The 24,836-nt window shown below is 69.2% G+C and carries 23 protein-coding genes; 11 read left to right on the top strand and 12 right to left on the bottom strand.

Annotated elements, in window-relative coordinates; genetic code table 11:
- Window positions 1–32: 32 nt before the first annotated feature.
- Genes meaB through ABZ880_RS00790 form a run of 3 tightly spaced genes read right to left on the bottom strand, consistent with a single transcriptional unit; the run spans window position 33 to window position 4,995 of the window.
- Window positions 33–1,010, bottom strand: a complete 978-nt coding sequence (gene meaB / locus ABZ880_RS00800) for a methylmalonyl Co-A mutase-associated GTPase MeaB (protein ID WP_361254639.1) — start codon at window positions 1,008–1,010, stop codon at window positions 33–35.
- The gene (gene scpA / locus ABZ880_RS00795; RefSeq protein ID WP_361254636.1) at window positions 1,007–3,190 is read right to left on the bottom strand and encodes a methylmalonyl-CoA mutase; all 2,184 of its coding nucleotides are present in this window, start codon (window positions 3,188–3,190) and stop codon (window positions 1,007–1,009) included. The genes meaB and scpA overlap by 4 nt, the downstream gene beginning before the upstream one ends.
- On the bottom strand, window positions 3,190–4,995 hold the full coding sequence (locus tag ABZ880_RS00790) for a methylmalonyl-CoA mutase family protein (protein ID WP_361254633.1): 1,806 nt from the start codon (window positions 4,993–4,995) through the stop codon (window positions 3,190–3,192). The genes scpA and ABZ880_RS00790 overlap by 1 nt, the downstream gene beginning before the upstream one ends.
- Before the next feature lie 166 nt (window positions 4,996–5,161).
- Here ABZ880_RS00790 and ABZ880_RS00785 point away from each other — a divergent pair, with 166 nt between their 5' ends.
- The 3 genes from ABZ880_RS00785 to ABZ880_RS00775 all read left to right on the top strand — a co-directional run bounded on the left by ABZ880_RS00785 (window position 5,162) and on the right by ABZ880_RS00775 (window position 9,161).
- On the top strand, window positions 5,162–6,259 hold the full coding sequence (locus ABZ880_RS00785; protein ID WP_361254630.1) for a magnesium and cobalt transport protein CorA: 1,098 nt from the start codon (window positions 5,162–5,164) through the stop codon (window positions 6,257–6,259).
- A gap of 182 nt (window positions 6,260–6,441) precedes the next feature.
- Window positions 6,442–7,779 carry a gluconate:H+ symporter gene (locus tag ABZ880_RS00780; RefSeq protein ID WP_361254628.1) on the top strand — a complete coding sequence of 446 codons (1,338 nt, stop codon included), beginning with the start codon at window positions 6,442–6,444 and terminating at the stop codon, window positions 7,777–7,779.
- 53 nt (window positions 7,780–7,832) lie between these two features.
- Entirely contained in the window at window positions 7,833–9,161 is a 1,329-nt protein-coding gene (locus ABZ880_RS00775) for an enolase C-terminal domain-like protein (protein WP_361254625.1), read from the top strand.
- Between the two features lie 123 nt (window positions 9,162–9,284).
- Here ABZ880_RS00775 and ABZ880_RS00770 read toward each other — a convergent pair whose 3' ends face one another.
- Window positions 9,285–9,611 (bottom strand): carboxymuconolactone decarboxylase family protein, encoded by a 327-nt coding sequence (locus tag ABZ880_RS00770; protein ID WP_361254622.1) that lies wholly within the window; start codon window positions 9,609–9,611, stop codon window positions 9,285–9,287.
- 225 nt (window positions 9,612–9,836) lie between these two features.
- Between ABZ880_RS00770 and ABZ880_RS00765 the strand changes: the two genes are divergently transcribed.
- A complete protein-coding gene (locus ABZ880_RS00765; RefSeq protein WP_361254619.1) occupies window positions 9,837–10,139 on the top strand; it encodes an amphi-Trp domain-containing protein in 303 nt (100 codons plus the stop codon).
- Between the two features lie 33 nt (window positions 10,140–10,172).
- On the opposite strand, the gene ABZ880_RS00760 is transcribed toward ABZ880_RS00765, so the two are convergent.
- Window positions 10,173–11,009, bottom strand: a complete 837-nt coding sequence (locus tag ABZ880_RS00760; protein WP_361254616.1) for a class II glutamine amidotransferase — start codon at window positions 11,007–11,009, stop codon at window positions 10,173–10,175.
- A gap of 333 nt (window positions 11,010–11,342) precedes the next feature.
- Window positions 11,343–11,909 (bottom strand): TetR/AcrR family transcriptional regulator, encoded by a 567-nt coding sequence (locus tag ABZ880_RS00755; protein WP_361254613.1) that lies wholly within the window; start codon window positions 11,907–11,909, stop codon window positions 11,343–11,345.
- 63 nt (window positions 11,910–11,972) lie between these two features.
- Here ABZ880_RS00755 and ABZ880_RS00750 point away from each other — a divergent pair, with 63 nt between their 5' ends.
- A complete protein-coding gene (locus ABZ880_RS00750) occupies window positions 11,973–12,803 on the top strand; it encodes a thioesterase family protein (protein ID WP_361254610.1) in 831 nt (276 codons plus the stop codon).
- An 88-nt stretch (window positions 12,804–12,891) separates the two neighbouring features.
- On the opposite strand, the gene ABZ880_RS00745 is transcribed toward ABZ880_RS00750, so the two are convergent.
- Window positions 12,892–13,548, bottom strand: coding sequence for an ATP-dependent endonuclease (locus ABZ880_RS00745; RefSeq protein WP_361254609.1), 657 nt, complete (start codon window positions 13,546–13,548; stop codon window positions 12,892–12,894).
- Between the two features lie 151 nt (window positions 13,549–13,699).
- Window positions 13,700–14,857 (bottom strand): DNA gyrase subunit B, encoded by a 1,158-nt coding sequence (locus ABZ880_RS00740; protein ID WP_361254607.1) that lies wholly within the window; start codon window positions 14,855–14,857, stop codon window positions 13,700–13,702.
- Between the two features lie 298 nt (window positions 14,858–15,155).
- On the opposite strand from ABZ880_RS00740, the gene ABZ880_RS00735 reads away from it, so the two are divergent.
- Complete coding sequence (locus ABZ880_RS00735; protein WP_361254604.1) at window positions 15,156–16,298, top strand: hypothetical protein; 1,143 nt, start codon at window positions 15,156–15,158, stop codon at window positions 16,296–16,298.
- Between the two features lie 124 nt (window positions 16,299–16,422).
- Here the strand turns inward: ABZ880_RS00735 and ABZ880_RS00730 are convergent, their stop codons facing one another.
- On the bottom strand, window positions 16,423–17,514 hold the full coding sequence (locus ABZ880_RS00730) for a HAMP domain-containing sensor histidine kinase (RefSeq protein WP_361254601.1): 1,092 nt from the start codon (window positions 17,512–17,514) through the stop codon (window positions 16,423–16,425).
- 10 nt (window positions 17,515–17,524) lie between these two features.
- Window positions 17,525–18,220 (bottom strand): response regulator transcription factor, encoded by a 696-nt coding sequence (locus ABZ880_RS00725; protein WP_361254598.1) that lies wholly within the window; start codon window positions 18,218–18,220, stop codon window positions 17,525–17,527.
- 87 nt (window positions 18,221–18,307) lie between these two features.
- Between ABZ880_RS00725 and ABZ880_RS00720 the strand changes: the two genes are divergently transcribed.
- The 3 genes from ABZ880_RS00720 (at window position 18,308) to ABZ880_RS00710 (ending at window position 21,223) form a co-directional block, all read left to right on the top strand.
- Complete coding sequence (locus tag ABZ880_RS00720) at window positions 18,308–18,946, top strand: M15 family metallopeptidase (protein ID WP_361254596.1); 639 nt, start codon at window positions 18,308–18,310, stop codon at window positions 18,944–18,946.
- Between the two features lie 23 nt (window positions 18,947–18,969).
- Entirely contained in the window at window positions 18,970–20,049 is a 1,080-nt protein-coding gene (locus ABZ880_RS00715; protein ID WP_361254593.1) for an endonuclease/exonuclease/phosphatase family protein, read from the top strand.
- A 649-nt stretch (window positions 20,050–20,698) separates the two neighbouring features.
- Entirely contained in the window at window positions 20,699–21,223 is a 525-nt protein-coding gene (locus tag ABZ880_RS00710; protein WP_361254590.1) for a hypothetical protein, read from the top strand.
- A 498-nt stretch (window positions 21,224–21,721) separates the two neighbouring features.
- On the opposite strand, the gene ABZ880_RS00705 is transcribed toward ABZ880_RS00710, so the two are convergent.
- The gene (locus tag ABZ880_RS00705) at window positions 21,722–22,297 is read right to left on the bottom strand and encodes a CGNR zinc finger domain-containing protein (protein ID WP_361254587.1); all 576 of its coding nucleotides are present in this window, start codon (window positions 22,295–22,297) and stop codon (window positions 21,722–21,724) included.
- An 82-nt stretch (window positions 22,298–22,379) separates the two neighbouring features.
- Between ABZ880_RS00705 and ABZ880_RS00700 the strand changes: the two genes are divergently transcribed.
- Both ABZ880_RS00700 and ABZ880_RS00695 read left to right on the top strand, forming a co-directional pair.
- Window positions 22,380–23,552, top strand: a complete 1,173-nt coding sequence (locus ABZ880_RS00700) for an epoxide hydrolase family protein (protein WP_361254584.1) — start codon at window positions 22,380–22,382, stop codon at window positions 23,550–23,552.
- Window positions 23,553–23,695: 143 nt separating this feature from the next.
- Window positions 23,696–24,298 (top strand): exonuclease domain-containing protein, encoded by a 603-nt coding sequence (locus tag ABZ880_RS00695; protein WP_361255824.1) that lies wholly within the window; start codon window positions 23,696–23,698, stop codon window positions 24,296–24,298.
- A gap of 127 nt (window positions 24,299–24,425) precedes the next feature.
- Here the strand turns inward: ABZ880_RS00695 and ABZ880_RS00690 are convergent, their stop codons facing one another.
- Entirely contained in the window at window positions 24,426–24,779 is a 354-nt protein-coding gene (locus tag ABZ880_RS00690; protein ID WP_361255821.1) for a VOC family protein, read from the bottom strand.
- Between the last annotated feature and the right edge of the window lie 57 nt (window positions 24,780–24,836).

The following is a 24,836-nucleotide window of genomic DNA, read 5'->3' as shown; positions in this document are numbered from 1 at the left end:
AGCATCGCGGGCCCCTCCGGCGCTGTGTCCCGTCAGTGTTCACCGAACGCCCGCAGAATGCGCTCCGCGGCCAGCGTGGCCGTCAACTCGCCGTCCCTGACCTGCTGTTCGAGGCCGGGGGAGAGGGCTCGTACGGCCGGATCGGCGTGCAGGCGGCCGAGGAGTTCGTCGCGCACCATCGACCAGGTCCAGTCGACCTGCTGATCACGGCGTTTGGCGGTGAGCCGTCCGGTGGAGTCCAGCAGGGTGCGGTGCTGCTCCAGGCGCTCCCACACCGTCTCCAGACCGGTCGACTCGCGGGCACTGCAACTCAGCACCGGCGGCGCCCAGATCACGTCCTTGCCGTGCATCAGCCGCAGCGCGCCCGCCAGTTCACGTGCCGCCGCCTGCGCGTCGCGCTCGTGCGGGCCGTCCGCCTTGTTGACCGCGATCACGTCGGCCAGCTCCAGAACACCCTTCTTGATGCCCTGCAACTGGTCGCCGGTGCGGGCGAGGGTGAGCAGCAGGAAGGAGTCGACCATGTTCGCGACCGCGGTCTCCGACTGGCCCACGCCGACCGTCTCGACCAGCACCACGTCGTAACCGGCCGCCTCCATCACCACGATCGACTCCCGGGTGGCCTTGGCGACCCCGCCGAGTGTGCCCGCGGTGGGGGAGGGGCGCACAAACGCCGCCGGATCCACGGCCAGGCGTTCCATCCGGGTCTTGTCGCCCAGGATCGAGCCGCCGGTACGGCTGGACGACGGGTCGACGGCCAGCACCGCCACCCGATACCCCAGCGAGGTCAGCAGCGTGCCGAACGCGTCGATGAACGTCGACTTTCCCACCCCCGGCACCCCGCTGACCCCGATCCGCCGGGCCCGGCCGCTGTGCGGCAGCAGTTCGGTCAGCAACTCCTGTGCCAGCACCCGGTGTTGGGGCCGGGTGGACTCGACGAGCGTGATGGCGCGCGCGATGATCGCCCGCTTCCCGTCGAGCACACCCTTCACATAGGCGTCGACATCGATCACAGGTCGTGCCCGAGATCGCCCGCCAGCCGCTCGACCAGGTCGTGGGCCGCGTCCGGGATCACCGTCCCGGGCGGGAAGACGGCCGCCGCGCCCATCTGAAGGAGCGTGGGCACGTCCTGCGGCGGAATCACCCCGCCCACCACGATCATGATGTCCTCGCGGCCTTCCTCGGCGAGCTGCTCCTTCAGCGCCGGTACGAGGGTGAGGTGTCCGGCGGCCAGCGACGACACCCCGACGATGTGCACGTCCGCCTCGACGGCCTGGCGGGCCACCTCGGCCGGGGTCTGGAACAGCGGGCCGACGTCCACGTCGAAGCCGAGGTCGGCGAAGGCGGTCGCGATCACCTTCTGGCCGCGGTCGTGGCCGTCCTGGCCCATCTTGGCGACCAGGATGCGCGGGCGGCGCCCCTCGGCCTCCTCGAAGGCGTCCACCCTGGTGCGGGTGCGGTCCACGGACGGGGACTGGCCTGCTTCGTTGCGGTACACGCCGGAGATGGTACGGATCTGGCTCGCGTGCCGGCCGTACACCTTCTCCAGGGCGTCGGAGATCTCCCCGACGGTGGCCTTGGCGCGGGCGGCGTTCACCGCCAGCTCCAGCAGGTTGCCCTCGCCGCCGGCCGCCCGGGTGAGCGCCTCCAGCGCGTCCTGGCAGACGGCCTCGTCGCGCTCCTCGCGCAGCCGGCGCAGCTTGGTGATCTGCTGGGCGCGCACGGAGGAGTTGTCGACCTTCAGGACGTCGATCTGCTCGTCGCTGTCGACGCGGTACTTGTTGACGCCGATGACCGGCTGGCGGCCGGAGTCGATCCGGGCCTGGGTGCGGGCGGCGGCCTCCTCGATGCGCAGCTTGGGGATGCCGGCGTCGATCGCCCTGGCCATGCCGCCCGCCGCTTCCACCTCCTGGATGTGCGCCCAGGCCTTGCGGGCCAGGTCGTAGGTCAGCCGCTCCACATACGCGCTGCCGCCCCAGGGGTCGATGACCCGGGTGGTGCCGGACTCCTGCTGGATGAGGAGCTGGGTGTTGCGGGCGATGCGGGCGGAGAAGTCGGTGGGCAGCGCGAGCGCCTCGTCGAGGGCGTTGGTGTGCAGCGACTGGGTGTGGCCCTGCGTGGCCGCCATCGCCTCGACGCAGGTGCGCGTGACGTTGTTGAACACGTCCTGCGCGGTCAGCGACCAGCCCGAGGTCTGCGAATGGGTGCGCAGGGAAAGGGACTTGGTGTTCTGCGGGTCGAACTGCTTGACCAGCTTCGCCCACAGCAGGCGGGCCGCCCGCAGCTTGGCGATCTCCATGAAGAAGTTCATGCCGATCGCCCAGAAGAACGACAGCCTCGGCGCGAACGCGTCCACGTCCAGGCCCGCTTCACGCCCGGCCCGGATGTACTCCACGCCGTCGGCGAGCGTGTACGCCAGCTCCAGGTCGGCCGTCGCACCCGCCTCCTGGATGTGATAGCCGGAGATGGAGATGGAGTTGTAGCGGGGCATCCGCTGCGAGGTGAAGGCGAAGATGTCGGAGATGATCCGCATCGACGGCTTCGGCGGATAGATGTAGGTGTTGCGGACCATGAACTCCTTGAGGATGTCGTTCTGGATGGTCCCGGCCAGCTTCTCCGGCGCCACGCCCTGTTCCTCGGCGGCGACGATGTACAGCGCGAGCACCGGCAGCACGGCGCCGTTCATCGTCATCGACACCGACATCCGGTCCAGCGGGATCCCGTCGAACAGCTGCCGCATGTCGTAGATGGAGTCGATGGCCACGCCCGCCATGCCGACGTCACCGGTCACCCGCGGGTGGTCGCTGTCGTAACCGCGGTGGGTGGGCAGGTCGAAGGCGACCGACAGGCCCTTCTGGCCGGCCGCCAGGTTGCGGCGGTAGAAGGCGTTGGACTCCTCGGCGGTGGAGAAGCCCGCGTACTGGCGGATCGTCCAGGGCTGGTTGACGTACATCGTCGGATAGGGGCCGCGCAGATACGGCGCCGCGCCCGGGCGGGTGTCCAGGAAGTCCAGGCCCTCCAGGTCACGGCCGGTGTACAGCGGCTTGACCGGGATGCCCTCCGGGGTCTCCCACAGCGGCTCGTCCCCGCCCGTGGCCTGCTTGACGGCCGTACGCCACTCGTCGGCGCCGCCACCGGCGGCCGGAGTTCCCAGCTCGATCCCGGAGAAGTCGGGGATGGAGGGGCTGGTCATCAGGACACTCCCATGCGGTCGAGGGCGGCGGACAGCACGGCGACGGCGTCGCAGCCCGCGAACACGTACGAGTCGATGCCGGTGTGGTCACCCCGGCCCGCGAGGAACACGTGCGCGGCACCGGCGGCCTTCAACTGCCCGGCCACCGACTCCGCCTGCTCCTCGTACAGCGCGTCGCTGGAGCACAGCACCGCCTCGGTGGCCCCGCTGTCCTCGAACGAGCCCTCGGTGACCGGCTCGATGCCGCCCGCCTGGAACAGGTTGGAGGCGAAGGTCAGCCGGGCGGTGTGCGCGGCGGCCGGGCCCAGCGCCGCCAGGAAGACGCGCGGGCGGGAGCCGGTCGCGGCCAGGTGGGCGTCGGAGCGGGCACGCAGGGTCTCGAACGCCTCGTCGCGCCGCACCTGCGGCAGCCCGCCGGACGGCGGCTCGGGCGCGCTCTCGCGGACCACCGGCTTCTCGGCGAGGTTCGGGAACTCGCTGACGCCGGTGATGGGTTCACGCCGCTTGGTGAGCCTCTTGGAGCGCTCCGCCCAGGTCGTGGCCAGGTCGGTGCGGATCCGGCCGGAGCGCAGCACGGCCGCCTGGCCGCCGTCCCGCTCGATCGAACGGAAGAACTCCCAGCCCGCGTGGGCCAGTTCGTCCGTCAGCCGCTCCACGTACCAGGAACCGCCCGCCGGGTCGATCACCCGGGACAGGTGCGACTCCTCGATCAGGATCGTCGAGGTGTTGCGGGCGATGCGCCGCGCGAACGCGTCCGGCAGCCCCAGCGCGTCGTCGAAGGGCAGCACGGTGACCGAGTCGGCGCCGCCCGCTCCCGCGGCCAGCGTGGCGACGGTCGTGCGCAGCATGTTCACCCACGGGTCGCGGCGCGACATCATCACCGGCGAGGTGACCGCGTGCTGCACCTGCGCCCCCGCGCCCGGCGCCCCGCAGGCCTCGGCGATGCGCGCCCACAGCCGGCGCGCGGCCCGCAGCTTGGCGATCGTCAGGAACTGGTCGGCGGTCGCCGCGTACCGGAACTCCAGCTGCGCACAGGCCTGTTCGACGCTCAGCCCGGCCCCGGTCAGCTCCCGCAGATACGCCACCCCGGTGGCGAGCGAGGCGCCCAGCTCCTGCGCGGCCGAGCCGCCCGCCTCGTGGTACGGCAGCGCGTCCACGGTCAGCGCCCGCAGCCCGGGGTACTCCTCGGCGCACCGGCGGGCAAGGCCGAGCACCGGCGCGAAATCGTACGGCTGCCCGGTGCGGGCCTCGTGGCCGAGTGGATCGGCGCCCAGGCTGCCGCGCACGGCCTCCTTGGCGACGCCCCGCTCCTCGTACAGGCGCAGCAACTCCTGTGCGGCGGGCTCGAGTTCGCTGCCCGCGTCGAGAACGACGGGCGCCAGGTCGAGGTAGACGCCCTCGAGCACCCGGCCGAGGGACGACACCGGGATGCCGCCCTCGCCGACGACCAGCCACAGCGAGGAGACGCCGTTCTCCAGGTCCGCGAGCACCGCGTCTCCGTCGGCGGTGCTGTGCCGCTGCCGCACGTCCCAGCCGCCCACGGTGTTCCCCGTGGCTCGGCTGCCGCGCACAAAGGGCGCGAACCCGGGGAAACCCGGCTCGGGCGCGGCATCGCGCGATGTGTACAGGGGACGGGTGCGCAACCCGTCCTCCAACGCGGTGGACAGGGCTTCCTCGGCCTCGGCACCCTCGACGTCCTTGCCCGTCTTGCGCAGGACACCCGCCACGAGGCGCTGCCACTGCTCGTGGGAAACGTCAGGGAACTCGGCGGCCAGTTCGAGCCCGTCGTCAGGCAGGACCGTCATGCTCGGATGTTAGGTCAGAGACGCAAAGGAGCAGCAGGGGGCAGGCTGTGACCTTGCCCTCTCTGCGGTTGTGACCTTGCCCTCGCCGCACCCCCGGCCTGCGGTTCCGCCCGCTCGTTCACCGCCGGCTGGCAGACTGTGCGGACCCGGCGAAGGAGGTTCCCGCATGTCGATGGTCGGCAACCTGCGCAAGGCGGTCCGCCTGGGGCGGCGCAACCGCAGCCGCGTGGACCTCAGCCACCCGGCCCGTTCGCCGCTCGGCTCCTCGGTCGTCAACTGCGTCGTCTACCGCGAGGGCATCCGCCAGCCCGTGACGGACACGGTCGAAGAGGCCGTCCGCCAGGTCCGCGGCCGAGGCCACGACTTCGTCTGGCTGGGCCTGCACGAACCGTCCGAGACCGAGTTCGCGGAGGTCGCCGACATCTTCGGCCTGCACCCGCTCGCCGTCGAGGACGCCGTACTGGCCCACCAGCGGCCCAAGTTGGAGAGCTACGGCGACGTCCTGTTCGCCGTCTTCAAGACCGTCACCTACGTCGAGCACGAACAGCTCACCGCGACCAGCGAGGTCGTCGACACCGGCGAGATCATGGTCTTCGCGGGGCGCGACTTCGTCATCACGGTCCGGCACGGCCGCCACGGCTCCCTCGGCCCCCTGCGCGAGGACCTGGAGGCCCGGCCCGAGCAGCTGGCCAAAGGGCCCTCCGCGGTGCTGCACGCCATCGCCGACCATGTCGTCGACGACTACCTGACCGTCACCGACGCCGTCCAGGACGACATCGACGAGGTCGAGAGCGAGGTCTTCTCCCCGCAGGGCAACCAGACCGCGGACGCCGGCCGGATGTACCAGCTCAAGCGCGAACTGCTGGAACTGAAGCGGGCCGTGGTCCCCCTCGCCCGCCCCCTGGAGACGCTCTCCACCAAACCGCTGCGCACCGTCGACCCGGAGATACGGGCCTACTTCCGCGACGTCGCCGACCACCTCGCCCGCGTCACCGAGCAGATCACCGGCTTCGTCGCCCTGCTCGACTCCATCCTCCAGGCCCACCTTGCCCAGGTCGCCGTCGCGCAGAACGAGGACGCCCGCAAGATCACCGCCTGGGCCGCGATCATCGCCGTGCCCACCATGGTCACCGGCATGTACGGCATGAACTTCGACCACATGCCCGAACTGCGCTGGACCTTCGGCTACCCGCTCGCCCTCGGCGTCATCGCCGTCGCCTGCTTCCTCCTGCACCGCGGCTTCAAGCGCAACGGCTGGTTGTGACGCCGGCCGCCTGACGCGGGGTCAGGCAGGAGCGATCGTAAATCTGTAATGCGCACCCATTGACCTGCCCATGTCCATCACCCTAGCGTCCGTCTTCATATGTGGACGTGAGTCTTCATATGGAGACTTCATTCGATGGAGTGAACGGGAACGTCGGGCAGTTCAAGGGAGAACTGGCACACATGCCGCTTGTCGTGGTCGGAATCAGTGTCCTGATCCTGCTCTTCCTGATGACGAAGCTCAGACTGAACGGCTTCGCCGCACTCCTCCTCGTCGCCGTGGGCGTCGCCCTGGTGAGGGGAATACCCCTCGAGAAGATCTCCGACGTCCTCTCCGAAGGCATCGGCGGCCAGATCGGCGACACCATGCTCACCATCGGCCTCGGTGCCATGGTCGGCCGCGTGATGGGGGACTCCGGCGCCGCCCAGCGCATCGCCACCAGACTCCTCGACCTCTGCGGCCCGCGCTGGGTCCAGGTCGCGATGGTGCTGACCGCGATGCTCATCGGCGTGACGATGTTCTACGAGGTGGCCTTCGTCATCATCGTCCCGGTCGCCTTCACCCTGGTCCGGGTCACCCGCTCCAACCTGCTGTGGGTGGGCCTGCCCATGTCGATCGCCCTGTCCACCATGCACAGCTTCCTGCCGCCCCACCCCGGCCCGACCGCGGTGGCCGCCACCTTCCACGCCTCGGTCGGACTCACCCTGTTCTACGGCCTGTTCATCGCCGTCCCGGCCGGCGCGCTCATCGCCCTGCTGTGGCCCCGGCTGCCCTTCGTCCGGCAACTGAACCCGACGGTCCCTCAGGGCCTGGTCAGTGAGCGTGTCTTCGAGGACGACGAGATGCCCGGCCTCGGCTGGTCGCTGTCGGTCGCCCTGCTGCCCGTGGTGCTGATCGCGGGCGCCGCCGTGACCGACCTGGCCACCTCCGGATCGAACCCGTGGCTGCACTTCGTCGCCTTCATCGGCTCCGCACCGATCGCCCTGCTGCTCACCCTGCTCCTCGCGATCTGGGCGCTCGGTCCGCGCATCGGCCGCAGCCTCGCCGAGGTCGGCACCTCGTGCCGCGAGGCCGCCCAGGCGATGGCGATGATCCTGCTCGTGATCGGCGCGGGCGGCGCCTTCAAGAACGTCCTCGTCGAAGGCGGCATCTCCGACTACATCAAGGACATCACCGAGCACTGGTCCATCTCGCCGATCGTCCTGGCCTGGCTGATCGCGGCCATCCTCCGCGTCGCCCTCGGCTCGGCGACCGTCGCCGTGGTCACCGCCTCCGGGGTCGCGCTTCCGCTCCTCGCCGGCAGCGGCGTCCACCCCGAGGTCATGGTGCTGGCCGTCTCCTGCGGATCGATCGCCTTCTCCCATGTGAACGACCCGGGCTTCTGGATGTTCAAGGAGTACTTCAACCTTTCGGTCCTGGACGCCATCAAGGCACGGACCACCTACACGACGGTTCTTGCGATCCTCGGCCTGGGCGGTGTTCTCGTACTGGAACAGGTGCTGGACGCCGTCAAGGCCTGAGCTCACGCTCCACTTCCTCCACGACCCACCTCACCAGAACGGCATCGCCAGTCATGAGCCAACCCGTGGTCACCAGGTTCTCCGTCTATCCGGTCGCAGGCCGGGACTCCATGCTCCTCAACCTCTCCGGCGCGCACGCTCCTTGCTTCACCCGGAACGTGGTTGTCGTCGAGGACTCCGAAGGCCGTACGGGCCTCGGCGAGGTGCCCGGCGGAGAGAAGATCACGCGGACCCTGCTCGACGCCGAGCCCCTGGTGGTCGGCGCCCGGGTCGGCGACTACAAGCGCGTACTGCGCACGATCCAGGGAACGTTCGCGGACCGCGACGCGGGCGGCCGCGGTGCGCAGACCTTCGACCTGCGCACCACCGTCCACGCCGTCACCGCCGTCGAGTCGGCGCTCCTCGACCTGCTCGGCCAGCACCTGGAGGTCCCCGTCGCTGCCCTGCTGGGCGACGGAAAACAACGCGACGCCGTACGGGTCCTCGGCTACCTCTTCTACGTCGGCGACCCGGACCGCACGGATCTGGACTACGTCCGTGAGGGCGATTCGACGGAGGAGTGGTACCGCATCCGCCGCGAGGAGGCACTGACCCCCGAGGCGATCGTCCGCCAGGCCGAGGCCACCCACGAGCGCTACGGCTTCCGTGACTTCAAGCTCAAGGGCGGTGTCCTGCCGGGCAGCGAGGAGGTCAAAGCCGTCCGGGCGCTCAAGGAGCGCTTCCCCGAGGCCCGGATCACCCTCGACCCGAACGGCGCCTGGTCCCTGCGCGAGGCCGTCGAACTCTGCCGCCCGCTCCTCGGCACCCTCGCCTACGCCGAGGATCCCTGCGGAGCCGAGGGCGGCTACTCCGGCCGCGAGATCCTCGCGGAGTTCCGCCGGGCCACCGGGCTGCCGACGGCGACCAACATGATCGCCACGGACTGGCGGCAGCTGACCCACGCCCTGGCCCTGCAGTCGGTCTCCATCCCGCTCGCCGACCCGCACTTCTGGACCATGCAGGGATCGGTCCGCGTTGCTCAGCTCTGCAACTCCCTGGGCCTGACGTGGGGTTGCCACTCCAACAACCACTTCGACATCTCGCTGGCGATGATGGCGCACTGCGGGGCGGCCGCGCCGGGGGAGTACAACGCCCTGGACACCCACTGGATCTGGCAGGAGGGCCTGGAACGCCTCACGGTCGAACCGCCGCAGATCCGCGGTGGCGAGGTCGCCGTCCCGGACACCCCCGGCCTCGGAATCCGCCTCGACCACGACCGCCTCCTCGCGGCCCACGCCCTCTACCGCGAGAAGGCCCTGTCGGGCCGCGACGACACGGCCGGAATGCGCTACCTGATCAAGGACTGGACGTTCGACAGCAAGCGGCCCTGTCTCGTGCGCTGAGGCGCGAGACGGAGGGCGCCGGGAGGCCAGCCCGGAACCGGGCACGTCGGGCAGAAGGGCAGCTCGGTTGCCTATTGCCCGGTGTCGGCCGCGCAGATCACCGATGCCGGTGGGCGTCTGTTCTCAGCCCTGGGTCTCGATCTCGGCGTCGGTGACGGCGATGGCGATGCCCAGTGCAGTGGCGATGTGACCCGCTGCCGTCATGACGCGGGCGGTGCCCACGATGGGCGCGATGGCGACCAGGACGTCCTGCAGTTGTTCGACGGTCAGGCCGGTCTTGAGGGCCGGGTCGATATGGGCCACGTAGGAGATGGGTGGGGCATCCGAGGCGGCGAGCGCCGCGATGCGCGTGAGGATGAGCATGTCCGGGGACAGGCCGCATCGCTCGATCGAATCGACCGTCATGGCGGCGAGGGTGTCCAGGACAGGGGTTTCCGACGCAGTGGACATGTCGCATGTCCTCCCGGTGAGTTCTGAGCCCGAGGGGGATGTGGGGCGAGAGGAACCGAGTTCCGCGAATGTGGGGCTTTCCTTCAACCGTAGAGGCCATCCGGGTCTCGCGCATTGCGCAGGCGGCGTTGGTGCCGGCTCCTTGCCCGGCCATGAAGATGTCCGATCCCGGGCATGGCCTCAGAATTGGCGTTATGGCCTGCCCATTCCGGATCGGAGACCTCCATGAAGGACCTCAAGTTTGAGCAGAAGGGCTCGCTGTCACGCATCGAGGCGGCCGACCGGCTCACGGCACTTGCAGCTGCGCTGAGGGAAGGCGGGGATGCCGAACTGGAACTCGGCCCCGTGACGCTGAGCCTGCGGGTTCCCGACGATCTTCGCAGCGAGATCGAGGTCGAGGTCGGGGACGGGGAGATCGAGCTGGAGATCGAGTTCAAGTGGCCGACGGCATCGACCACGACAGCGCCGTCGCGGACGGGCGCGGGCAGGAGCAGAGGCGCGAAGCGGGCCGCCACCAAAACGCGCTGAGCTCTCCCGAGGTCTGACGCTTCGGTCGACGCGTCACGCCGGTTCCGGGGCGAAGGGATACAACTCGTCGGCTCCGGGCTGTACGACGCCGTAGCTGCTCTCCGGTACCTCGTTCCAGGCACCGGGCAGGTCGCCGAGGGGTTCGGACACGATGAGGCGGGTGTCGTTGGAAACCCCCTGCAGGAACGTCATGTCGGGGTGCAGCTTGCGCAGGGTGTCCACGCGGGTGCTGTAGAACAACGACCTGGAAGCGCCCTGGCTCGAGTAGCGGAAGGCCCACACGCTCTCGCCGTCGGCCACGCTGATGGTCATCTGGAGCGGGAACTCCACACCATGGCCGCGGCCGATGCGCTCCACCACTCCCGCCATCCGGGACACGGCGCTCGGTGGGTCCTGGTCCAGGCCGAAGGTGAGCGCCAGGTAGAACATCACCTCCGAGTCCGTCGTTCCTTCCATGTCGGCGTACAGCTCAGGCTCGACGAGCAGGGACAACTCGCGGCGCATGAGGTGGAAACCCGAGATGGCGCCGTTGTGCATCCACATCCAACGGCCGTGCCGGAAGGGGTGGCAGTTCGTCTGCTGCACCGCCGTGCCGGTGGAGGCGCGGATGTGGGCGAAGAACAGCGGGGAGCGGACATGATCCGCGATCTCCCTCAGGTTGCGGTTGTTCCAGGCGGGGCCGATGTCCTTGAACAGGGCCGGGGTGTCGATGCTTTCCTCCGAGTACCAACCGATGCCGAAACCGTCGCCGTTCGTCGTCTCGACCCCCAGCCGGGAGTGGAGGCTCTGATCGATCAGCGAGTGGGCCGGCTTGTACAGGATGGTGTCGAGAAGCAGGGGCGTCCCCGAGTAAGCGAGCCATCGGCACATGAGCGATCACCTGTGTTCCTACCTGCACCTACCGGAATTCCTTCATGTCCCGCTCGCGGCTTCCGGAGTCTTCGACGAGTCCGCCGGTCACCTGGCTGCGACGGCGTGTCCGATGATCCGGTGGCTCTCGTCCCGATCTCATTTTCGACTCCCCGACCGCGCATCGCCATGCGGGCGCGGATCCGAGCGCACATCCCTCGGAGCCGAAGAGCCGTGGTCAGCGATGGGCGGGTACCTGTAGCCAAGCGTTCGACAGCGCCGTGGCCGTCGCTTCACCCACGGCGGGTGAAACCGGATGCGGGCGCGCCATCGCTGCGACCCGGCTGCCCACGGTCATTCCTGTTCCGGCGTCGCCATGTCGATCGCGAGCATCGCCACCGCACGGGCAGCCCTGGCCGGTGTGCCGCTGCCCTGCAGTACGCATTCGGCGGCGGCGCCGTCGGCCAGCGTCACCAATTGCCAGGCCAGCGCCGCCGGATCCGCAGCGTGCAGGACCTGCGCCAGCGCGCGCAGCCGCGCCCTGAACCGTGCCTTGTGGTCGCGTACGACCCGCCGCCCCGGATGCCCGGCCGGCAGTTCCAGGCCGGCCCGCACGAACGGACAGCCGGGGAACCCGGAACGTCCGGCGGCACGGGCGATCCTGTCGAACATCGCCGACACCTGACGGCGCGGATCGAGGTCGCTCTCCGGGAGCAGCCAGTCCAGATGGGTCTCGTCCCGGAACTTCAGCACGGCGACGACGAGATCGTCCTTGCTGGGGAAGTGCCGGTACAACGACATCTTCCCCACCGACGCATGCTCGGAGATCACATCGACCCCGGTCGCAGCGATGCCGTTCTCGTAGAACAGCGAACTCGCCGAGCGCAGCACCCGCTCACGGGCGTCCCTGGTGCCAACCACGCTCCTAACGATACAGACCTGTATCGCCCTCAAACGATACAGACCTGTATCGTCACCGGAGTGATGAGCGAGCCCTTCTACCACCGGGTGGGACCCGCGGCGTTCGCGCCGACCCGGGCCACCGAAAGCCCCTGGGACCAGTCGCTGCAGCACGGCGGCCCACCGTCCGCGCTGCTGCTGGGGGAGATCGAAAGAGCGGTGGCGGGCCACGGGCGGATCACGGCCGCCCAGATCGACTTCCTCGGCTCGATTCCGCGCGAGACAGGCGAGGTCGCGGTCCGGACGCTCCGCCCCGGCCGCCGCGTCCGCCTCGATGCGGCCACGCTGACGATCGGCGGCAGGGTGGTGGCCGAAGCCAGATGCTGGACGATGGCCACCAGCCAGGGCGCGGACAAGCGCGTCGAACACCGGGCATCGCCGCTGCCCGCGATCCCGGCCGCTGCGCCGGGTCCGCACTTTCCGAGCTTCCCTCGTGCCTGGCACTACCCTGACGCGATCGAATGGCGGTTCGTCCACGGCGACAGCGGGCAGCCAGGGCCTGCCGCGGTCTGGACCCGGGTCCGGGTTCCGGTGGTCGAGGGCGAGACCACCACCCCGTTGCAGCGCCTGGCGGTGGTGGCCGACTCGGCGAACGGCATCTCCAGCGAACTCGCGCTGGATCGCTTCCTGTTCGTGCCCACGGCGCTGCAGTTGAGCCTGCACCGGCATCCGGTGGGCGACTGGATCTTGCTGGACGCCCGTACCTCGCTGTCCGGAGACGGAATCGGGACCACGGTGACAGGCCTGCACGACGAGTCCGGGACGATCGGAACCGCGACCCAGCCGCTCCTCGTCCAACCCCGCGAGCCGGCCGGACACCGGCAGGGGACCAGTGCCGCGGCAGGCGGATCCTGACCAGCGGTTGGTGTCGCCGACGCCCGGGTTGGCGATGGCCTGCCGTCAGGCTCAGCATCCGTCGTTGCAGAGAAGTGCGTCGGCCGTCTCAGACCTGCGTGAGAAGCCGCTCCAGCGGTCGGGGAACGCGCTCGAGGTCCAGGTGTGCGACCAGCGCCTGTGCATAGAGCGACTTGCGGCCGCTGTGCGTGCCCATGAACCGCCGCAGCTGGTGCTCCACGGGACGTTCCCGCTGCGCGGGCTGACTCTGGAAGGTGCGGAACGGGCGCGTCTCGCCCTGGGCCTCGATCACCTGCTGCACTCCCTCGGCCCCCAGAGCGCGGATCAGCTCGTCCTCCAGATCGGCGACGCACACATGGAACCCGAGTGTCTCCAGTCCGGCATGCGTGAGAGCGGATCCGAGCCCGACCCGCTCCAGATGACGCCGGAAGTGCCGCTCCTCGCCGATGTCGCAGAGACCGGCCAGCGGGAGGCCGAGCCCCGCAGGACCGCACAGGTCCAGGAAACGCCCGATGTTCGTCGCGCCTCCGAGCGGTACCACCGCGACGCCCTCCGCGCAGAGGTCGCGACCATGGCGCGTGGCCAGCGCTTCGAGCGCGGCCTGATCGCTGCTTCCCTCGACGAGGATGATCGTCCGCAGACGGCCGCCGGCCAGCTCCCGCGCCTCCGCGGCGGCCGCACCCGCCCCCGCTCCGCCGGCCGCCCACGCGCCCAGCGCCAGGCGAAATCGCCTCAACTCGTCCACGAGACCTCGCTTCCCCTACGCCATCCTGGCACGGCCGAGATCCCGTACGCACGTACGTTTTCCGGGACACCGCCTGGCCACGTCCCACCGGAACACCGAGCTTTCGCGCGGCCGAGGCTACGGATTATCCGACGGCGCGGTCCGCTGTTCCTCAGTCCTGGTGGGTGCCCCGGACGATCCGGCCGACGATCTCCGCGGCCCGCTTCGGGTGCTCCTCGAGCCAGCCGCCGAGATGTTCACGGACCGCCTCCGCGACGCAGCCGCGCACCTCGGGGCCGCCCAGCAGTCCGCGCGTGGCGCCGAGGTATTCGGGACGGTCCAGCTTCACCGACACGATCGCCGTCAGACCCTCGCCGATCCGGTCGGCGACAAGACCGGGATCCGCTGCCGCCAGTAGCCCCTGCCTTCGCGCGTACGCCGTGATCGCGGCCGCCAGTCCGTCGCGGAAGCCGTCCACGTGCGTGCCGCCCTGGGGAGTGGCCCGGCTGTTGGCGAAGCCGCGCACCCGCTCGTCCCGGGAGCCGCCCCACAGGAGGGCCACCTCCATCGTCCCCGCCATCCGCGGGTCCTCCCGCTCGAAGCCGATCACGTCCGGATGGAGGACCGCACCCGCCTCCGCGTCGAGGGCGGCCACGAAGTCCCTTACCCCGTCCGGGAATTGGAACCGCACCGCTCGGGTACCTCCCGCCGGACGTTCGTCCGTCAGAGAGATGCCGAGACCCCGGTTGAGGAAGGCCACCTGCCGGAAACGCTCCGCCAGCACGGCGAACGAGCACCACGTCTTCTCGAAGATCTCGGCGTCGGGCCAGAAGACGATGGTCGTCCCGGTGCCGGTCGCGGGTCCCACGGCGGCGGGCGGGGCGAGCGCGACACCGCGCGCGTACTCCTGGAACCGGCAGACCCCCTCGTAGCGCACCTCGGCCGTCAGGCGGCTCGACAAGGCGTTGGGCACGAGGAGCCCCGTACCGACAAGAGCCACGTCCGCGATGTGCCGACGCTTCGGCTCGGAACCGGCCTGAAGACTGGTCAGCAACGCTTCAAGGCCCGGGCCGCCGCTGTCCCCGCCGGTGCCGGCCTCGAAGGCGACCCCCGGCCCGTCGTCGACGACCCGCACCCCGCCGTCCGGTGTGAGCGTGACGTCGACGGAACCGGCACCTGCCGCCAGGACCTCGTTCACCGCCCGGCCGACGACCTCGAACACCATCTCGTGCAGGCCGCGTTCCGTGACCGAGCCGATCCACATCCCGGGCCGCTTGCGTACCGCCTCCCACCCCTCCAGCACCTCGATCCGGGCAGCGTCGTACCTCATGCCTTCTCCACTCACGAAGACCCCTCCCATGGCGTCCGGCAGATCACCCCAGCCTAGGAGAAATCCAGGAAAACACCAGGTCAGAGGTGATAAGCCGAGGCTGTGGACGGGCGGGTGAAGGCCTGCCGGGAGATGCTCGGCCCCAGGCGCGCGCACCGCGTCCGGAGCGTGCCCGGGGGCCCGCCCAAGCCGTGTACGCCCCTGTTCCGGGCGCCCCTGAGACCTCCAATTCCGGTCGTGGCAGGTCATTCCAGGGAAGCTCGATCACGCGGCTGTCGCCTCATGTGAGGATGTGGCGATGGCGATGGCGTGGCTGAGGAAACACGGGAGGCGGGCGGTCGGGCTCGTGGCCATGGCGAGTGCGGCGCTGGCGATGGCCGCCTGCGGCCCGGGCGGCTCCGACGACGCGGCCTTGGGGGGCCGCGAGGCGAAGTACAGGCGCGTCATCGAAGACCCGCATCCGCGCCCCGCCGACGTCATCGAGGCGGCCGGCGCACCCACCGGCGTCGCCCGCGCGGACGACGGCTCGCTGCTCCTGACGTACGACGCCGGCAACGTCGAGGACGACGAGGGGCCCGCCGCCACCGCCTGGCGCATCGTCGGCCCCGACGGCCGTACGGTCGCCGAGCACGCGGAACACGCGGACGCGGAGGCGGTACCGGCCGCGTTCAAGGGGGTGCGCGGAGGCTTCGTGCGGGTGCCGCAGGACGAGGGGGCCGAGGGTGCGTACGCCCTCGACGTGCACGGCAAGCGGCACAAGGTCGTCACCGCCGAGACCCCGTTGGGCACCCGCCCCGGCGACGTCCTGCTCGCCGAAGTGGAACTGGCCCTCGTCTACCGCCCGGCCACACGCACCGTGGCGCCCCCGGCCGGGCTGCCGGACGACGCCGTCCGCCTCGCCGTCGACGAACGGGGCACCGCCTGGAGCCTGGAGCAGCCCCTGACCGAGGGCCCCGAGCGCGTCGTACGGCAGCGCGACGGTCGCACCCTCGGCTCCACGGCCGTCCCGAAACCGTACGCGGGCGGAATCCTTGTCGCGCGGGGTGGCACCGCGGCGCTGTCCCTCACCCAAGGGGAGGGCGTGCGTGGCCTGTTGGTGACGACGGACGGCGGCGAGCACTGGCGGACGGTCCTCGCCGGCGGCATTCCCTGGACGGACCTGAAGCGCGGCCCGGAGTCGCTGGTCCTGGAACTGCTTGCGGACGGGCGGCTGGTCGTCGGCGAGGAGGGCGGCCGCTACTGGCTCGCCGCCGACCGCACCAACAGCGCCTTCCACGAGCTGAAGACACCGGCGACATTCACGTCGTTCACGGTCGACGGCACGACGCTCTACGGCATCGCGGACGCGACGACATCGACGTACGACCTGGTGCACGGCGAAGGGCTGTGGATCTCTCGCGACAGCGGACGCGAGTGGCGGCGCTACGAACAGCGCGGATAGCGGATCGAGGCGGAACGCCACTCGCTGGTCGGTCGCCCGGCAGCTCGGGGGCGTCTGGCCGGCGGATGCGAACGGACCGGCGCGAACGCGGCATCAAATCGGGGGAGTTCGACGAGCTGATTCTTCAATTGTCGGTGTGCGGGGACATCGCGGGTAGCTCCACGGTGATGCGGATCCCGCCGTCGGAGCGCGGGGTGAGGGTGAGTGTTCCGTCGTGTGCCTGGGCGATGGTCTTGACGATGGCCAGGCCGAGGCCGACGCCTGCGTGGTCGGTGTGTGTGCGTTCGGTGCCGCGCTGGAACGGTTCGGTTAGTGTCGAGGCCAGCTGTGGGGTGACCGGCTCGCCGGTGTTCTCGACGGTGAGCACCACCGTCGTGGAGCGGACGTGGGTGGTGACCCACACGGTGCCCTGTTTCGGCAGGTTGTGGACGATCGCGTTGTGCACGAGGTTCATCGTCAGCTGCAGCAGAAGCGCTTGCGAACCGCTCGTGGGGCAGACGTCGCCCTCGGTCTCGATGGCGACCCCGCGCTTCTCCGCGAGGGGAAGGAGTGTCTCGGTGGCTTCTTCCGCCAGGAGGGACAGGTCGACGGGTGCTCGGGTGAAGGAACGCTGCTCGGCTCGGCTGAGCAGGAGCAGTGCCTCGGTGAGGTCGATCGCCCGGGTGTTCACGGCATGAAGGCGGTCGATGAGTTCACCGGTGTCGCGATTCGGATCGGAACGGGCCACGTCGAGTAGTGACTTCGAGATCGCCAGCGGGGTGCGCAACTCGTGCGAGGCGTTGGCCGCGAACCTCCGCTGTTCGGCGACGTGTTCTTCGAGCCGTACGAGCATCGTGTCGAAGGCGTCGGCGAGTTCGCGGAACTCGTCCTTGTGGCCGGGCAGTCGGATCCGGTGCGAAAGCGATCCGTTCGTGGCCATGCGGGTGGCGTGGGTGATGCGGGTCAGCGGGGCGAGCATGCGGCCGGCGAGGATCCACCCGCCCACGAGACCGAAAACCAGCAGGAACGCCAGTACTGCGGCCGCCCTCGGGGCGAAGACCTCCAGGAGGACGGACCGGATGGGAAAAACACCATTGGGCTTGTCATCGGGGTTGAAGAGCATCGCACGGTTGGGGACGTAGCGCAGGAGGAACAGCCACACCGCCGCGAGCAGCAGGATGCCGGCAACCATGAGGAACCCGGCGTAGCTGAGGGTGAGTTTGAGGCGAACGCTCATGCCTGGTGCCCTATCCACGCTCGCCTCCCTCGCGTCCGGCCACCGGCTGCGTGTCGAGGCGGTAGCCGACGCCCGGCACGGTGGCGATGATCCAGGGTTCGCCGAGACGCTTGCGCAGTGCCGAGACGGTGATGCGCACCGCGTTGGTGAACGGGTCGGCGTTCTCGTCCCACGCGCGTTCCAGGAGCTCTTCGGCGCTGACGACACCCCCTTCGGCCGCGACGAGGACTTCCAGCACGGCGAACTGCTTCCTGGTCAGCGCGACGTAGCGGCCGTCGCGGTAGACCTCGCGGCGGAACGGATCCAGCCGCAGGCCTGCGATCTCCCGCACGGGAGGCCTGCTGTGGGCGCGTCTGCGGTCGAGTGCTCTGAGCCTGAGCGCGAGTTCCTGGAGTTCGAAGGGCTTCGTGAGGTAGTCGTCGGCGCCGAGTTCGAACCCGGAGGCCTTGTCGTCGAGACGGTCGGCAGCGGTGAGCATGAGGATCGGCATGCCGCTGCCGGAGGCGACGATGCGTTTGGCGATCTCGTCACCGGACGGTCCGGGGATGTCGCGGTCGAGGACGGCGATGTCGTAGGCGTTGATGCTCAGCAGTTCCAGAGCGGTGTCGCCGTCACCCGCGATGTCGGCCGCGATCGCGGCCAGCCGCAGGCCATCGCGGATGGCCTCTGCCAGATAGGGCTCGTCCTCGACAATCAACACACGCATGCTCTTGAGGCTACGAGGCGACGCATATCGTCGGCATATCGAAAACCGCATACGGGCCGGCAACACCGCGCTGCCTTGACTGGCCGTATGACTGGAACCCCACCATCAGCACGAACACCGGCCCGCCGGATTCGATGGCTCCTTGTCGTCGGCCTGTTGGCCCTCTTAGCAGTGATCACCGCAGCCGTCGCCTACGAGGGGCCGAACTCCCCCTCGTTCCCCTCGGCCGCATCGCCCTTGAACACTCTTCGCACCGAGCACCGTGGCGCGCTCGGTGAGGCCGACGGTGCCGTCCCCGACGGCGTGACGGTCTTCGACGACTCGATTCCGGCCGTGGCCAAGCTCGATCCAGATCTGCTCAAGGCCCTCCGCCAGGCTGCAACGGCTGCCGCGGACGACGGCGTCGCGTTCTACGTCACCAGCGGCTGGCGTTCCCCGGCCTACCAGGACCAGCTTCTTCGCCAGGCCGTCGCCAAGTACGGGTCCGAAGAAGAGGCCGCCCGATGGGTGGCCACCGCGGCGACGTCTCCTCACGTCTCGGGAGACGCGGTCGACATCGGGCACGCCGAGGCGATGGCGTGGCTGTCCAAGCACGGTGCCGCGTACGGGCTGTGCCAGATCTACCGGAACGAACCCTGGCATTACGAAGTGCGCAGCGAGGCGATCGATCGCGGTTGCCCGCGTATGTATGCCGACCCCACCCAGGACCCGAGGATGCAGCAGTGACCGGCAGTGAGCGAGGACAGACGATGGTGCAGGCCGACACGGCGAAGACCGGACAGGGCGGTGCCGGTCGCCGGGACACCGGCGCCGGGACCTGGCGGGCGGGCATCCGCCGGGCGATCCGCACCGCCTCCCGGCCGGGGCCCTGGAAACGCGGCCCGGTGCTCGCGGCGCTGGCGCTGCTGCTCGGCCTGCTCATGCTGCTGCACGCGAAGATCCCGAACGGGATCGGGGGCATCGGCAGCCTGGTGGAGACCTTCCTGCCGTGGTTCGGCCTGTTCATCCCGGTGCTGCTTGCCGGGGCGCTGTGGCGCCGCTCCGCCTCCGCGGTCGTCGCGCTGCTGTTGCCGGTCCTGGTGTGGCTGAACCTCTTCGGCGGGCTGCTCGGCGACAAGTCCCACCCGGGCGGCGACCTCACCGTGGTCAGCCACAACGTCGGCGCCGACAACCCCGACCCGGCCGGCACCGCCCGCGACCTGGCCGCCACCGGTGCGGACTTGGTGGCACTGGAGGAGCTGACCCCGCAGGCCCGGGGCACGTACGAGAAGGGGCTGGCGAAGGCGTACAGGTACCACACGGTACAGGGCACGGTCGGGCTGTGGAGCAAGCTGCCGCTGACGGACATCCGGCCGGTCGACACCGAGATGGACGCCGGGCCGCTGGGGGCCACCAAGCCGGCCGACGTCAAGCTGGCCTACAACCGGGCGCTGCGCGCCACGGTGACCACGGACCACGGGTCCCTCGCCGTGTACGTGGCCCACCTGGGGTCGGTACGGGTGACTCCCAGGACGGGCTTCTGGACGGACAGCCGGGACAGAAACGCGCAGGCGCTCGGCAAGGCAGTCGCCGCCGAGAAGAACAAGCGGGTGGTGCTGCTCGGCGACCTGAACGGCACCACGGACGACCGCGCGTTCGCCGGCATCACCGCGCAGCTGCACTCGGTCCAGGACGCGGCCGGGGACGGCTTCGGCTTCAGCTGGCCGGCGAAGTTCCCGGTGGCACGGATCGACCAGATCCTGGTGCGCGGGGTGCAGCCGGAGAGCTCATGGGTGCTGCCGGCCACCGGCAGCGACCACCTGCCGGTGGCGGCCGGAATCAGTTGGTGAACACCGCGTAGACGGTCACCGAGGCAGGAGGTGCCTGGAATCGATACGCGCCCGGAGGTCACATGGTGAAAGACCGGGCAGTCGAGTCGTCCACCGCTGTGGGCCCTGCCCGGGTAGGGCAGTCGACGGTCAGACGACGGCCGGCTGAACCGACAGGGTTTCGGGATGGTCGGAGGGTGCGGGCCGTGTCCGGCAGGGAGCCCGCCGAGGACAGATCAGGACACCGGTCGCGCTGCCCTCGACGGTGACCGCCGCACTGGGTGCCCTTGCCGCACATGGCAGCAAACACAGCGTGGACCCCCGGGTCGCCTACCGCGATCTTCGTGCACACGCCCAGCCGAAGCCAAGCCCCTCGGCTCGCTCACCGCCCCCCGGGCCGATCACGCACAGCACTGATCCCGGGTTGTCGAGCCAGTGCGTTCACCTGTGACCCATTGCAATGGTCGTAGGGTTCACGTGTTGCGTTAGATTTATTCCATTGCAACGATTTGTATGCCGTTACCTGCAAAAACGTAGGATCTACGCAACAATCTCATTGCCTGATCTGTGAATGCAACGTAGCGTTTCTGTCATGAGAAACGACGGCTCGAAAGCCTCGCAAGTCGAGACGTGCGGGTTTCGCGAAGTGGGCGATCAAAGGGGGCGGATCATGGAGGCAGCGCAGAGCCGACATCAGGCGGCGCCCGGCACCTTCGCCGCCTTCGCCCGCTTCGTGCTGTGCGGCGGCGGCGTAGGGCTCGCCTCGAGCTTCGCCGTGGCGGCCCTCGCTTCCTGGATTCCCTGGAGCCTGGCCAACGCAATGATCACCGTGGCCTCCACGCTCCTCGCCACCGAGTTGCACGCCCGCTTCACCTTCGGCGCGGGCGGTCGTGCGACCTGGCGTCAGCACGCGCAGTCGGCCGGGTCCGCGGTGGCCGCGTATGTGGTGACCTGCGTGGCGATGTTGGTCCTGCAGCAACTGGTGGCGGCACCCGGTGCGGTGCTCGAGCAGGTCGTCTACCTGTCCGCCTCCGCACTTGCCGGTGTCGCGCGGTTCGCCGTGCTGCGCCTCGTCGTCTTCGCGCGAAACCGCTCGCAGCTCGCGGCCGTCGGCTGCACCGCCCGTCCCGTGCGTGCGGCCGTGGCCCGCGCCGAGGTGCAGGCCGACGCAGTTGTGCTCTGCCGCGCCGCCTGACTGTCCCGTCGGGCGGCGCGCCCTGGCCGCTCCTTCCCACGCGGAAGTCGCCAGGCAACGGCACTTCGGCTGAGCGTGCGCGACCGATCGGTGTCGTCCCGGTCGGCGGCTTCGAGCTCGGCCCAGTTGCTCCACGTCGTTCCGTGCACGCGCTGCGGCCCGCCCCACGCGTTGAACGCGTTCCGTAGTCCGTCCGAGGCGTCCTCGCCGAAGAGGCAGGCGAGGGGGTGATACGCGTTTCCCGTTGAGGAGGCAGAGAGGGTGACAAGGACGCGGTATGGCACGCCGCCATCGATTTCGATGCCGGACCACACCAGTGAGCGGAGGCTCATCGCGTCCACGACATAAAACGCCGACGCGCCCTGGCTCAAGTTGTAGTCGCAGGTGCGCAGTTGGCATTCGCTCATGACGACGGGGGTATGGCCCTCCACTGTTTCTGCTGCACGGTTTGCGAAGGGTCGCAGGCGTGGGACCCGCTTGGATGTACCGAGGTAACGATCACTCCGCTGGTCTGGGTTTTTTGCGCTGGTTGGCATTGAAGCGCGCCTTCTTCTGCCGATTCCCGCACGTGTTCATGTCGCACCATCTGCGGGTGCGACTTTGGCTGGTGTCGAAGAAGGCGGCTTGGCAGGTTGGTGATGCGCACAAGGCCAATTTTCCGTCTCGTTCGCCTGCGATGATGCTGATCGCGTCGGCGGCGATCACGCTGAGGGCATCTTCCACGCAGGAAGCCGAGCTGAGCCGCCATTGCCGCTTGCCTTCGGGTGTCAGGATCGCCGCGGCCCGCCCCTGAGCGCTGCAGTCATTGATGACTTGGACGGCAGACGCAGGGAGAGCGTCCTGGGTCGCGGCCGCCGTCGCAGCGGCGTGAATCGACTCCCTCAGTTCCCGAGCGAGGTCGAGCTGGGCAGTGGTGCAGGAGTCCACGGCGAGGCCGCTCATTGCCAGCCAGTCGATGAGTCGCTGCGGCGTGGGAATGCGCTCCACAGCGTTGCCATGACGCTCCGACAGAGTCCCCGTGAAGCTGGTCGCCAGCACGTTGCCGAGGCGGAAGTCAGGGAACCCAGAGCGCATGGAACCACCTTAGCCGGTTGCGGCGTGGCTCGGAGGACTGGTAGAACCGTCTTAGCCGGTTCCATAATGGTCAGGAGGTCTCATGCCCCGTCCAACCAGCGACGTGCAAGCATTCGAAGCCCACACAACTGACGCCGACCTCGACGATCTGCGCGCGCGACTGGCCGCGGCGCGGCTACCGGAGGCCGAGACGGTCTATCGCGTCGCGCCCGACCCTCGCCGATGGGAACAGGGCGTTCCCATCGCCGACCTCGTCGACGTCGTGAACTACTGGCGCACCGGGTACAACTGGCGGTCGTTCGAAGAGCGCCTTGACCGGATCGGCCAGTTCCGCACAACCATTGATGATCTGGGAATCCACTTCCTGCACCGCCGATCCGCGCGCGCAGATGCCACGCCTCTGATCTTGACGCACGGTTGGCCAGGCAGCATTGCCGAGTTCATCGATGTGGTGGACGAGCTGGCAGATCCGAAAGATGCAGACGCGCCGGCGTTTCACGTCGTGGTCCCGTCGCTTCCAGGCTTTGGTTACAGCGACAAGCCGGCCACCACCGGGTGGGGAACCGAAAAGATCGCGGCCGCATGGGTGGAACTGATGGGAAGGCTCGGCTACAGCAAGTTCGCAGCCCACGGCGGAGACTGGGGAGGCAACATCACCACGGTCCTCGGCGGCAGGTTCCCGGCGCACGTTCTCGGCATCCACACAACGTTCGCGGAGGGACCGCCCGGGTTGACAACGGACGGGCTGACGGCGGCCGAGCGAAAGTGGACGGAGGAAACCCGCGATTTCTGGCACCACCGCGCGGCGTACGCGAAGCAGCAGGCGACCCGACCGCAGACCATCGGCTACTCGCTCGTCGACTCGCCTGTCGGGCTGCTTGCCTGGATCCTCGACAAGTTCGCCGAGTGGTCAGACACCGAAGACAGTCCGTTCGAGACGATTTCCAGAGACCGCGTTCTTGACGACGTCACCCTGTATTGGCTGACGCGGACCGGCGCATCGGCGGCCCGCATCTACTACGAAAGCCACAACTCGCTCGATCCCGAACTTCGGGTCGACGTTCCGTCAGCAATCACTGTGTATCCCCGCGACATCGAGAAGTATCCGCGCCCCTGGGCGCAGGAGCGATATCGGCAGATCGTCCGATGGGGGTCGCCCGAGACCGGTGGACATTTCCCGTCGCTGGAGGTTCCCGAGTATTTCGTCAAAGATCTGCAGGAGGGGCTCAAGGCAGTGCTGGCCGCTAATCGGTGAACGCGACTGGGTGTCGGCACCGGATCGCCGCCTGATCCGGTTCAGGGCGTTGCTCGAGGCTTATCCGCCAACACCCCCGACTGCACCCGCAACTGCGAAGAGCCGGTAATCTGGCGGTGACTCGCACCAAAGGGAGACCCGCTGTGCCCACATTTGTTGTGTTCGACCTCGAATTCACGTCATGGCCGGGGGCGCTCGAGCGGGACTGGGGGGCACCGGGACAGCTCCGCGAGATCGTGCAGATCGGCGCGCTGCGCCTGCGCGAGGACTGTTCCGTCGTCGAGGAGTACGAAGCACTGGTACGGCCCGTGACGAACCCGCACTTGTCCACGTACTTCACCGAGCTCACCGGCATCGACCAGGAGGCCGTGGACCAGGAAGGGATTTCCCCGGCGGAAGCACTCGGCGACTTCCTGGGTTTCTGCCGGGGCGAATCCGTGCTCTCCTACGGCAACGACATGGTTGTTCTCGGAGAGAACGTGGGCTGGGCACGAGCCCGGGGAGAGGAAGTCAAGAACGGTTTCCTGGCCGCTCATTTCCTGAATGTCCGCCCGTGGCTGAACACCGTCGCACCGGAAACGGCAGCCGCCAACGTGGGCCGCCTGTGGCAGGTACTCGGACTCCCCAAGCCCGCGGCCGGGAATGAGCATTCGGCACTGTTCGACTGCTATTCCTTCGCTGCGGCCATCAAGCACCTGTGCGGCAACGGGGCCGCCCTGCCCGAGGGGTGCCTGCGGCGCCCTTGACGCCCAACTCCGGTGCGCAACTCCGGTGCGTCTTTGGCCGACCCCGCCTCAAAGCTCCAAGGGCGAAGGGCTCTGCCAGATAGCGCACATGAGAAGCGTGTACGTCGCGTCCTGCGGGAAGGCGCGGTCAGGCGGGTTCCCACAGTTCGATGCGGTTGCCCTCGGGATCGGTGACCCAGCCGAATCGGCCGACGCCCTCCATGTCCTGTGTTTCCTCGGCCACGTCCGCTCCCTTGGCGCGCAATTGCGCGAGCATCGCGTCCAGGTCGCTGACCCGGAAGTTGAGCATGGTCTGCTGGGTGCGGGCCCCGAAGTAGTCGGTCTCGGACTCGAACGGTGCGAAGACCGTCGGCCCGGCTTCCTGACGCCACAGACCGTGCTCGTCGGCGTCCAGGCCCAGGCAATCGCGATACCACGCGTTCAGAGCCGCCGGGTCGGCCGCCCTCATGAAATACCCACCGATTCCAAGCACACGTTCCATGCCGCCATCTTGCCAGGACGGAGATCGGGCGGCCTGAGCCAGCCGGCGGCCGGCCCA

The organism is Streptomyces sp. NPDC047043 (assembly GCF_040644055.1).
Classification (GTDB): Bacteria; Actinomycetota; Actinomycetes; order Streptomycetales; family Streptomycetaceae; genus Streptomyces.
This window is presented reverse-complemented; position numbering and strand designations above follow the sequence as displayed.